General features: G+C 66.7%; 5 protein-coding genes and 3 pseudogenes. 3 read left to right on the top strand and 5 right to left on the bottom strand.

The window, feature by feature from the left end; translation table 11 throughout:
* Nucleotides 1-146 precede the first annotated feature (146 nt).
* A complete protein-coding gene (locus ACNANG_RS19315; RefSeq protein ID WP_420224363.1) occupies nt 147-1,013 on the top strand; it encodes a class I SAM-dependent methyltransferase in 867 nt (288 codons plus the stop codon).
* On the opposite strand, the gene ACNANG_RS19310 is transcribed toward ACNANG_RS19315, so the two are convergent.
* The 3 genes and pseudogenes from ACNANG_RS19310 to ACNANG_RS19300 form a co-directional block, all read right to left on the bottom strand.
* On the bottom strand, nt 1,000-1,980 hold the full coding sequence (locus tag ACNANG_RS19310) for a Bug family tripartite tricarboxylate transporter substrate binding protein (protein WP_420224362.1): 981 nt from the start codon (nt 1,978-1,980) through the stop codon (nt 1,000-1,002). The two genes, ACNANG_RS19315 and ACNANG_RS19310, sit on opposite strands and share 14 nt — an antisense overlap.
* Before the next feature lie 95 nt (nt 1,981-2,075).
* The gene (locus ACNANG_RS19305; RefSeq protein WP_420227589.1) at nt 2,076-2,555 is read right to left on the bottom strand and encodes a DUF1854 domain-containing protein; all 480 of its coding nucleotides are present in this window, start codon (nt 2,553-2,555) and stop codon (nt 2,076-2,078) included.
* A gap of 134 nt (nt 2,556-2,689) precedes the next feature.
* A pseudogene (locus ACNANG_RS19300) lies at nt 2,690-4,938 on the bottom strand (ABC transporter ATP-binding protein).
* Between the two features lie 363 nt (nt 4,939-5,301).
* On the opposite strand from ACNANG_RS19300, the pseudogene cphA (ACNANG_RS19295) reads away from it, so the two are divergent.
* Together cphA (ACNANG_RS19295) and cphA (ACNANG_RS19290) are read left to right on the top strand one after the other, a co-directional pair.
* Nucleotides 5,302-7,458, top strand: a pseudogene (gene cphA, locus ACNANG_RS19295) (cyanophycin synthetase); the annotation flags it as partial.
* A gap of 114 nt (nt 7,459-7,572) precedes the next feature.
* Nucleotides 7,573-10,184, top strand: a pseudogene (gene cphA / locus ACNANG_RS19290) (cyanophycin synthetase).
* On the opposite strand, the gene ACNANG_RS19285 reads toward cphA (ACNANG_RS19290), so the two are convergent.
* Together ACNANG_RS19285 and ACNANG_RS19280 are read right to left on the bottom strand one after the other, a co-directional pair.
* Nucleotides 10,159-11,034, bottom strand: a complete 876-nt coding sequence (locus tag ACNANG_RS19285; protein WP_420224361.1) for a spermidine synthase — start codon at nt 11,032-11,034, stop codon at nt 10,159-10,161. The pseudogene cphA (ACNANG_RS19290) and the gene ACNANG_RS19285 sit on opposite strands and share 26 nt — an antisense overlap.
* Before the next feature lie 40 nt (nt 11,035-11,074).
* The gene (locus ACNANG_RS19280) at nt 11,075-11,521 is read right to left on the bottom strand and encodes an RcnB family protein (protein WP_420224360.1); all 447 of its coding nucleotides are present in this window, start codon (nt 11,519-11,521) and stop codon (nt 11,075-11,077) included.
* Nucleotides 11,522-11,587: the final 66 nt, after the last annotated feature.

Raw genomic sequence — 11,587 nt, 5'->3', positions numbered from 1 at the left:
CCCATGCCGGGGTTACTCTCTAAGGCCTGGCCGGGATGCCAGGCCTTTTTCGTTGCAGGGTTCGCTGTCGTCTGCGTGCCCTGACCGCTTGGCGCAATGCCGTCCACGCGGGCGGGCAACGGGCCATTCACTTTTCGGAGAGCGCCATGACCTTGTCGTATCCGCGCCCCGCGCACCGTGTCCTTCTGGCTGTTCTCTCCGTGGCAGCCAGCGTGCTGACCGCTGCATCGTTCCAGGTTCATGCCGCCGACTTTGCCGACGCGCAACTGGACCGGGCGATCGCCGGCACCCACCGCAGCGCGGTCGACCAGGCCCGCGATCCCTACCGGCATCCCAAGGAGACGCTGCGCTTCTTTGGCATCCGCCCCGACCAAACGGTGATCGAGATCGCGCCCGGCGCGGGTTGGTACACCGACATTTTGGCGCCCTTCCTGCGTGACCACGGCAAGCTCTATGCCGCGCACTACGCGGCGTCAGGCCCCGACAGCAATGACTACCGCCGACAGGGCCGCGCGCGGTACGAGGCCAAGCTGGCGGCCAACCCGGCGCTGTACGGCAAGGTCGTGGTGGGCGATCTGCCGGTGCGCGGCTTCACGGACATCCAGCCACCCGGCGGCGCCGACATGGTGCTGACCTTCCGGAACATTCATAACTGGATCAAGGATGGCCACCTGGACGACAGCTTGAAGGCGTTCTACGACGTGCTGAAGCCGGGCGGCGTGCTGGGCGTGGAAGAACATCGCGCGCGGCCCGGTACGTCGGTCGACCAGATGATCGCGACGGGCTATGTGACCGAAGCGTATGTGATCGAACGCGCCCAGGCCGCGGGATTCAAGCTGGCCGGCCGCAGCGAGATCAACGCCAATCCGCGCGACACCAAGGACTACCCCAAGGGCGTGTGGACGCTGCCGCCCTCGTTCGTGGAAGGCGATCGCGACCGCGCCAGGTATGCGGCGATTGGCGAGTCGGATCGCATGACATTGAAGTTCGTGAAACCGCCTATTCGCCCTTGATGCCGCCGTCCTTGATCACTTTGCCCCAGCGGGCGAATTCGGTCGACGCGTACTGACGGAACTCGGCTGGCGAGCTGCTGATGTGGATCACGTTGCCGTTGGCCGTGAACTTCTCCTGCACGTCGCTGCGCTGAAAGCCCTTGGCCAGGGCGGCATGCACCTTCTGCACGACTTCAGGGGGCAGCCCGGCAGGCCCGCCGATGCCGAACCACGGCGCCACCACCAGGCCGGGATAGCCCGATTCCTTGGCCGTGGGCGCTTCGGGCAATTGCGGTGAGCGCTGTTCGGACAGCACCGCGATCGCCTTGATGCGCCCGGCCTTGATCTGCGGCCCCGCCACCACCAGCGAGCTTTGCGAATCGAGCTGCGTCGACCCGCCGATCAGGTCCTGGATTTGCTGCTGCGCCCCTTTGTACGGAATGTGATTGAACTGCACGCCCGCCTGCGTCTGGAACAGTTCCACGGCCAGGTGCGGAATGGTGCCGACTCCGGGCGTGCCATACGCGATCTTGCCGGGATTGGCCTTTGCGTAGGTGACCAGTTCGGACAGGGTGGAATACGGCGCGTCCTTGGCGGCCACCAGCACCGGCGTGGTCGACGCTACGTTGCTAATGTAGGTGAAGTCCTTGAAGGAATCGAAGCCTGCATTGCTCAGATGCGGTGCGATCGCCACGGTAATGGCGACCAGGCCCAGCGTATAGCCATCGGCCGGCGATTTGGCCAGCACACCCAGGCCCAGTGTGCCGTTGCCGCCCGGCCGGTTTTCCACGATCACGGGCTGCTTGAATTCGGCGCGCAGCACCTCCGCCACTTCGCGGCCGATCATGTCAGTGGGGCCGCCCGCCGGGAAGGGCACGACCAGCTTGACCGGACGGTTGGGCCAGTCCTGCGCCATGGCCGTGGCAGACGCCACGGCGGTCGCGGCAAATACACACGTGGATAACAGCACGCGGATCGAACGCTTCATATCGGTCTCCAATATCGTTGTCGTGGTGGCGTCGTGGCCACCTGCCGATATGGTATGCCGACGCGTGCAGTCAGCGCACGCACTTGTCGCGCGCCTTACAGGAAGCGGTCCAGCAGCCGGCGGCTGCCACGATCCAGTTGCGTCAGGTCACGGATCAGGAAGTACAGCCCATGCCCGTCGGCGATCAGCAAGGTGTTGCCGGACACACGGCGGATGTCCTGTTCACTGCGCAGCACCAGCTCGGTCGGACCGCGATCGGTTTCGATGGCCCAGCGGCTGGGCGTGGCCAAGGTCGACACGCTGATGATCCGTGTAATCGACGGCATGAATTCGCGCCGTGACAACTCGTCGGCGATCAGCGCGCGACTGGCCTCGTCAAGCGCGTCGAGCCTGGGAATCCAGGCCAGTTCATGCCCTTCGCGGCTTAGCAGGGCGATATCTTCCAGGCGGCCATCGATAGGAAAGGCCCGGACCGGAACGACGCCGCTGTGGACCACGCCGTCGGCGCCGGTGTAGACCAGGTGTCCGAAGGCATCGCGCTGCAGCGAGCCGGGCGCCACGGCCGCCGGGGCCATGGCGTCGCGGATGGTGGCCAGGGATCCGGGGACCACCGGTGCGGCAGCCGTCAGTGGCGTTGCTGGCGCCGCGCCGGAAGCCGGCGGATCGCCCGCCGCCACCGTGGCGGCATGCTTGTTGGTCAGACTCGGCGTCATGCTGTTTCGTCCGCGTTGTTGTTCCACGCGACCACGTCGCCATCGGCCGGCCGCGACTGGGCCTGATACAGCCGGAAGTAGGCGCCCTGGCGCGCCATCAGCACGTCATGCGGCCCCTCTTCCACCACCTGCCCCCGGTCCAGCACGACCAGCCGGTCGGCGCGCCGCAGCGTGCTGAGCCGGTGCGCAACGGCGATCGTGGTGCGCCCCCGCACCAGGTTATCCAGCGCCTTCTGGATTTCCTTTTCGGTGGCGGTGTCGACCGACGACGTGGCCTCGTCCAGGATCAGGATGCGCGGGTCGATCAGCAAGGCGCGCGCGATCGAAATGCGTTGGCGCTCTCCCCCGACAGGGACTGGCCGCGCTCCCCGACCAGCGAGTCATACCCGTGCGGCAGCCGCAGAATGAATTCATGCGCATGGGCAGCCCGCGCGGCCGCGATGATCTCGGCCCGTGTGGCCTGCGGCTTGCCATAGGCGATGTTCTCGGCAATGGTGCCGAAGAACAGGAAGGGTTCCTGCAGCACCACGCCGATGTTGTACCGATACCCCGAGATGGCCAGCGACCGGATGTCGATGCCATCGACCCGTATCGATCCTTCCGTGACATCGTAGAAACGGCAGATCAGGTTGACCAGCGTACTTTTGCCCGACCCGCTATGGCCCACCAGGCCAATCATTTCGCCTGGCGCAATGGTAAGCGACACGCCCCGCAGCACACTGCGGCTGCCATACCGGAACGCGGCCTGGCGGATGTCGATGCGGCCTTCCACCCGCCCCAGCGGCACCGGCTGCGCAGGTTCGGGCACGCTGGACACCCGGTCCAGAATGTCGAAGATGCGCTTGGCGCCCGCCGCGGCCTTTTGCGTGACGGACACGATGCGGCTCATGGAATCCAGCCGCAGATAGAAGCGGCTGATGTACGCCAGAAAGGCCGCCAGCACGCCCACCGAGATCTGCTTGTTGGCGATCAGCCAGATCCCGAATCCCCAGACGATCAGCAGGCCGATTTCGGTCAGCAAGGTGACCGTGGGCGAGAACAGCGACCAGATGGTATTGACGCGATCGTTGACGGCCAGGTTGTGGTCGTTGGCTTCCCGGAACCGGGCGACTTCGCGCTTTTCCTGCGCGAACGCCTTGACCACCCGTATGCCCGGGATGGTGTCGGCCAGCACGTTGGTGATCTCGGACCAGATGCGGTCCACCTTTTCGAAGCCATGCTTGAGCCGGTCGCGCACCGCATGGATCATCCATGCGATAAAGGGCAAGGGCAGCAGCGTGACCATGGCCAGCCAGGGGTCGATCGACACCAGAATTACCGCGGTCATGATGATCATGAGCACATCGGTGGCGAAGTCGAGCAGGTGCAAGGACAGGAACACGCAGATGCGGTCGGTTTCGGATCCGATCCGCGCCATCAGGTCACCTGTGCGCTTGCCGCCAAAATATTCCAGCGACAGCTGCTGCAGGTGTTCATAGGTGGTCGTGCGCAGATCGGCGCCGATCCGTTCGCTGACCCACGCCAGCAGATACGTGCGGCCCCAGCCCAGCAGCCACGCCAGCAGCGCCGATACCAGCAGCCCGCCCAGGTACCAGGTGGCCTTGCCGATGTCGATCGGGGCGCCGTTCTGGAAGGGGATCAGCACCTCATCCATCAGCGGCATGGTCAGGTAAGGCGGAACCAGAGTGGCCGCCGTCGAGAGCACCGTCAGGATGAAGCCGACGATCAGCTGGCTGCGGTACGGCCGTGCAAAGCGGCCCAGGCGCATCAAGGCCCAGCCCGAGTCGGCCTCGGCGGCTTCCACGTCCGCGCCAAACTCACGCGGCGTGTCGTCGGCGGCGCGCTGCCCTTGCTGGACGCCCCCGGCAGCACGCACGGCCTGTTCGCGGGCGAAAGCATCGGCCAGGCGGGCAGCATCGGCGTGCTGGGCCAGGGTGTACCGCCAGTTGGCCAGCCGGGCATCGGGCGTATCGAGCGCCAGGCAGCCGACTCCGGCGTGGTCATGCAGATGCAGGCGCATGCCGTCGGCCAGGGGCCAGGACTGCCACGCGCCACCGCGATATTGCGCCATCAGCCGGCGGGGCGTCAGGACCAGCCGGCCAAACGTGAAACGCAAGGCATCATCCAGGTCGAGCGACAGGCTTGCGAGCACGGGCTCGTCGGCGCCAAGCAGGACGGCCAGGTCGGAAGGCACGGAGGCCGCGGCGTCCGCCAAGGCAGGAACAGGTGAGGAAGCGGGGGTCATCGAATGGGGGCCAGGATTGGGCAGGTCGGGGTTCTGGGTCACGCGCGGCCCGGGCGGCGACTGTTACAGCATGTCTCGGAGTATAGAGGGAGCCGCGAGAAAGCTTACGCCGCCGTACCGGGCGTTGCGCCGCCACACCTAGGGGATTCCCTTATCTTTCGTTTCGCCAATACTTACAGCTTGCTTACAGGAGACTTAACACATACATTTCGCGGTGCTGCACGCAAAAGCCGATATCGAGGCGCGCGCCGCTGGCGTATTCTGCTCATGGCGGTTGCGACTGACGGGCAAACGACATCGATGCGCAACCGACGTAGGCCGTCACTCACGGCTCCCTCCGCACTTCGAGACACCACGACCTTCATGAAAGACAAACACATTGATTTTCTCGATGTGCTCACCCTGCGCGGCCCGAACATCTGGACCTACCGTCCGGTACTCGAGGCGTGGGTCGATATCGGCGAGTTGGAGGACTATCCGTCCAACCTCATTCCCGGCTTCTACGAACGGCTGGTGGCGTGGCTGCCCACCCTGATCGAACACCGCTGCAGCTATGGCGAGCGCGGTGGCTTCCTGCAGCGCCTGCGCGAAGGCACATGGCCCGGCCACATCCTCGAACACGTCACGCTGGAGCTGCAGAACCTGGCCGGCATGCCGGGCGGCTTCGGCAAGGCGCGCGAAACGTCCACGCGGGGCGTGTATCGCGTGATCGTGCGTGCGTGGCACGAGAAAGTGACCCATGCGGCGCTCTACGCCGCGCGCGACCTGGTCATGGCCGCGATCCAGGACGAACCCTTCGACGTGGACGAAGCGGTATCCGACCTGCGCCGCCTGATCGGCCGGCATTGCCTGGGGCCCAGCACGGCCTGCATCGTCGACGCCGCCGACGACCGCGACATTCCGACCATCCGGCTGAGTGAAGACAACCTCGTGCAGATCGGCTACGGGTCGCGCCAGCGCCGCATCTGGACCGCCGAAACCGACCGCACCAGCGCGATTGCCGAAGGCATTTCGCGCGACAAGGACCTGACCAAGACGCTGCTGGAAGCCTGCGGCGTGCCAGTGCCGCAAGGCCGCGCGGTGGACAGCGCCGACGACGCCTGGGACGCTGCCGAAAGCATCGGCGTGCCGGTGGTGGTCAAGCCCTGCGACGGCAATCATGGACGCGGCGTCTTCACCAACCTGCGCACCCGCGACGAAGTCGCCACCGCCTATGGCATTGCCGCCGATGAAGGCAGCGGCGTGATCGTGGAACGCTTCATCAGCGGCAACGAACACCGCTTGCTGGTGGTGGGAGGCAAGCTGGTGGCCGCCGCGCGCGGCATGGCGGCTTCGGTCATTGGCGACGGCACGTCTACCGTCAAGGAATTGATCCAGAGCCAGTTGAACAGCGACCCCCGCCGGGGCCGCACCGAAGACCATCCGTTGAATCTGGTCCACCTGGACTCGGCGGCGCGCCTGGAAATCGCGCGCCAAGGTTTTGATGCCGACTCCGTGCCGCCCGCCGGCACCAACGTGCTGATCCAGCGCAATGGCAACGTGGCGTTCGACGTGACCGACCTCGTGCACCCCAGCGTGGCCGCGCATGTCGAACTGGCCGCTCGTGTCGTGGGCCTGGACATCGCCGGCGTGGATCTGGTGGCCGACGACATTTCACGTCCGCTGGCCGAACAGGGCGGCGCGGTGGTCGAAGTCAATGCAGGCCCCGGTCTGCTGATGCACCTGAAGCCCGCCGAAGGGTCGCCGCGTCCCGTGGGCCGCGCGATCATCGATCACCTGCTGCCCGATGGCGACACAGGGCGCATCCCGCTGGTTGGCGTGACCGGCGCGCGCGGCAAGACCACCGTGGCGCGCATGGTGGCGCGGCTGCTGCATCTGTCGGGCGCGCGCGTCGGACTGGCCTGCAGCCAGGGCCTGTTCTTCGACCGGCGCGAAGTCGAGACGACCGACGCCGCCAACTGGACAGCCGCCCGGCGCATCCTGGTGAATCGCGCGATCGATGCCGCGGTGATCGAAAATGGCGCGCGCGTCATCCTGACGCAAGGCCTGGCCTATGACCGGTGCCAGGTCGGCATCGTCACCCATCTCGACCCGGCGCTGACCCTGCCGGATCTGTCGATGGATACGCCCGAGCAATTGGCCACCGTATTTCGCACGCAGGTCGACGTGGTGTTGCCCGGCGGCTGCGCCGTGCTCAACGCCGCCGAACCGCTGATCGCCGACATGGGTCCGCTGTGTGACGGCGAAGTCATCTACTTTGCCGCCGATGCGGACCTGGACGTGATCCGGACGCATCGCGCGGCAGGCCGTCGCGCCGTGGTGGCCGAAGACGGCCAGGTGGTGCTTGCCACGGGCGCCGAGTCGCTGGCGCTGGCCCCTCTGGCCGACGTTCCCGCCATCGCGCAGGAACGGTCCGCGGGCGGCGCCGCGCAGCAGACGGCCAATGTGCTGGCGGCCGTGGCCGCGGCATGGGCCCTGGGCGTGTCGATTCCGGCCATCCGCGCCGGCATCGAAAGCTTCACGCTCAGCACCACGACCGACGCGCCCCTGTTGGCCGCCGCCTAGCCCCTCCCCCATCGAGTGCCCACGCCGGACGCAAGCCGTCCGGCGCCCATGTCCTACAGGAATTCGTTCATGGAAGTTTCACGTATCCGGGCGCTGCGCGGGCCCAACCTCTGGAGCCGCCGCACGGCGCTGGAAGCCATCGTGTCGTGTACTGACACCGAATGCGCGATTGGCGGCATTCCGGGCTTCGAAGCCGGGCTGCGCGCCCGATTTCCCGCCCTCGGCGCCTTCCAGCCGGCCGGCCATGAACGCGCGGTGTCCATGGCGCGCGCGGTGGGCCTGGCGGCGTTGGGACTGCAATCCGAAGCAGGCTGCCCCGTGACGTTCGCGCGCAGCGTGCCAACCCTGGAACGCGGCGTGTTCCAGGTGGTGGTCGAATATACCGAAGAAGACGTGGGCCGCCTGGCGTTCGACCTGGCGCGGCAGCTGTGCCAGGCCGCCGTGGACGATGCGCCGTTCGATCTGGCCGCCGCCGTGGCGCGCCTGCGTGAACTGGATGAAGACGTGCGCCTGGGCCCCAGCACGGGCGCGATCGCCCAGGCCGCCGTGGCCCGAGGCATACCGTACCGGCGCCTGACATCGGGCAGCCTGCTGCAATTCGGGTGGGGACGGCGCCAGCGGCGGATCCAGGCGGCCGAAACCGACCTGAGCGGCGCGATCGCCGAGTCGATCGCCCAAGACAAGGAACTGACCAAGAACCTGCTGCAGGCCGCGGGCGTGCCGGTGCCGGCCGGACGCCCGGTAGAAGACGCCGAAGACGCCTGCCGGGCGGCCGCCGAGATTGCCGCCCCCGTGGTCATCAAGCCACGCGATGGCAACCAGGGCAAGGGCGTGGCCGTCAATATTACCGGCCGCGACGAAATCCTGGCCGCCTATGAGGTTGCCGCCAGGATCAGTTCGACCGTGCTGGTCGAACGCTACATCCCGGGCCACGATTTCCGCTTGCTGGTGATCAACGACACCCTGGTCGCCGCCGCGCGCGCGATCCGCCACGGGTGATCGGCGATGGCCGCCACACCGTGCGTGAACTGGTCGACCAGGTCAACCTGGATCCGGCGCGTGGCGAAGGCCACGGCACCAGCCTGACCAAAATCCGGTTCGATGCCGTGGCGCTGGCCACCCTGGCGGGCCAGGGCCTGGACGCGGAGTCGGTCCCGGCCCAAGGCGTGCACGTCGCATTGCGCAACAACGCCAACCTGAGCACCGGCGGCACGGCCACCGACGTGACGGACGAAGTGCACCCCGACCTGGCCGCGCGCGCGATCGCGGCCGCGCAGATGGTGGGGCTGGACATTGCAGGCGTCGACATGGTGTGCGACACCGTGCAGCGGCCATTGGAAGCCACGGGTGGCGGCATCGTGGAAGTCAACGCCGCGCCCGGCCTGCGCATGCATATCAGCCCGTCCTACGGCAAGGGAAGGCAGGTGGGCGAAGCCATCGTGGCGTCGCTGTTCGCCGCGGGTGACGACGGCCGCATTCCGCTTGTGGCGGTGGCCGGCACCAACGGCAAGACGACTACCGTCCGGCTGATCGCGCACCTGATCGGGCAGCGCGGCGATACGGTCGGCATGACCAATTCCGACGGCGTCTACATCGGCGCGCAGCGCATCGACACGGGCGATTGCAGCGGCCCCCGCAGCGCGCGCAATGTGCTGCTGCACCCCGACGTGGACGCGGCGGTGTTCGAAACCGCGCGCGGCGGCGTGCTGCGCGAAGGCCTGGGTTTCGATCGCTGCGATGTGGCGGTCGTGACCAATATCGGCATGGGCGATCACCTGGGGCTGAACTACATCAGCACGGTGGAAGACCTGGCGGTGGTCAAACGCGTGATCGTCGAAAACGTCAAGCCGCAGGGCATGGCGGTGCTGAACGCCGACGACCCGATCGTTGCAAAGATGGCCGACAGCTGCCCTGGCGGCGTCATCTATTTCGCGCGTGACCGCCAGCAGCCGCTGCTGGCCATGCACCGCGCCAAGCAACAGCGGATCGTGTACCGCGATGGCGGCGACATCGTCACCGAACAGGTGACAGACCAGGGTGAGGATAGACAGCGCTTTCCGCTGGCGGACATTCCGTTGACGTGTGACGGGGCGCTCGATTTCCAGGTGGAAAATGCGATGGCGGCGATTGCGGCGGCGTGGGCGCTGGGGCTTGATACGGGCATCGTCCGCGCGGGCCTGGCCAGTTTCGTGAACGATGCCGCTACCGCGCCCGGGCGCTTCAACCGCTATGCGTATCGCGGCGCCACCGTGATTGCGGACTACGGCCACAACCCCGACGCGATCGGCGCCCTGGTCAAGGCCATCGACAACCTGCCGGCGGCGCGCCGGTCCGTGGTGATCAGCGGCGCGGGCGACCGCCGTGACATCGACATCCGCCGGCAGACCGAGATCCTGGGCGAAGCCTTCGACGACGTGCTGCTGTACGAAGACCAGTGCCAGCGCGGCCGCGCGGATGGTGAAGTGCTGGGCCTGCTGCGGGACGGCCTGTCGAACGCGTCACGCACCCGCAACATCCAGGAGATCCGCGGCGAGTTCGTGGCGATCGATACGGCGCTGGCCGCGCTGCAACCGGGGGATCTGTGCCTGATCCTGATCGACCAGGTCGACGAGGCGCTGGATCACATCGCGCAGCGGGTACGGGAAGCGGAGGCGATCAGTCGGTCAATACCTTCCCGGTAGCCGCCCAATCCTTGCGGGACGAGAACCGGGCCAGCAAGGCATTGGCGTCCACGCCCAGCGGAATCAGCCGGGGCTCCAGCCTGGCCGCATTGGCGCGCAAGGCATCCACGGACGGCAAGGGACTGGGCCCCGCGAGAATGATGCGATTGTTCGCCCGCAGGTTGTAGAACGGCCCGAACACGTCCGCGTAGGTGGTCGACTCGTCGTCGTACACCCGGCTTGCCGTAAAGGTGTTGGCGGCGACCACCCCACCCGGGGCCAGCACGGATTTCACCTCTTGCAGGAATTCGCGCGTGAGCAGATGCGGGGGAATGTAGTTTTCGTCAAAGGCGTCGAGCATGACGATGTCGTACCGCCGCCCTTCCTTCAGCGCCTGCTGCACGAAGGTGCGGCCATCGGCCACATGCACCCGCAAGGTGTCGTCGGGCTTGAAGTGGAAATAGGTCTTGGCAACTGAGACCACCGCCGGGTCGATCTCGACCGCATCGATGACGGTGCGTGGCAATACCTTGTGCAGCGCGGTGGGCATGCTTCCGCCGCCCAGGCCGATGATCATGATGCGTGCCGGGTCCGGCTTCAGATACAGCGCGCCGAACATCATGCGGGTGTAGTCGAAGATCAGGCGCTGCGGCGCGTCGATCGCGTAGCAGCTTTGCCGGCCGGGTGCTTCGACGCTGCCGAACTTCATGCAGCGCTCGCCTGCCTGTTCGTACACCACAATGTTTTCGAACGCCGACTTTTCGGTGTGAATGACCGAGGTCGTGGACTCGGCGCAGGCCGTGACGGCCATGACGGTGCAGACCAGCGCCAGCGCCTTGGCATGCAGGCCCAGCGAACGCCAGCGGGTCATGAGGGTGTCCGGCATGGCGCCGCGAACGGGCACACGGCGGTCATCGTGACAGGATCACGCTGGTGATCACGCCGGTGGCAATGGCCACCAGCAGAAATTCCGACCCGGATTGCACCCACTGATAACCGGGGCCCGGGCGGTGCAGGCGGCGGCTGTGCCAGTCGTTCACGACGTAATACCGTTCGTGATAGCCGCGAGGCAGACGATCGCCCCGGCTCCAGCGATGCGGCGGGCTGTAGTAACGCACCTGCGGGCTGAAGCGCTGGGCGTCGTGATAACCACGCTCGTATCCGTTGCGGTAATGCCGGCGGTCGTCGCGGCGTTCACGCCAGTCGTGGCGATCGTGCCGGTCATGGCGATCGTAATGCCCGTGCCGATCATGGCCCCGGCCATGGCCGTGGCCATCGCGGGCCTGCGCTACCGACATCACCGACGACAGGGCCATCGTGGCGCTGGTCAGCAGGATAACAATCGTTCGTTTGTTCATCACGGCACCTTTCAGTATCACCGGACGCCTGGCATAAGCGCTTGGATCGGGAAGCGTTGCCAGGCT

This window comes from Pigmentiphaga litoralis, from assembly GCF_048632615.1.
Classification (GTDB): domain Bacteria; phylum Pseudomonadota; class Gammaproteobacteria; order Burkholderiales; family Burkholderiaceae_B; genus Pigmentiphaga; species Pigmentiphaga litoralis_B.
Note: the sequence above shows the minus strand (reverse complement) of the source record. Positions and strands in the feature narration are given on the sequence as shown.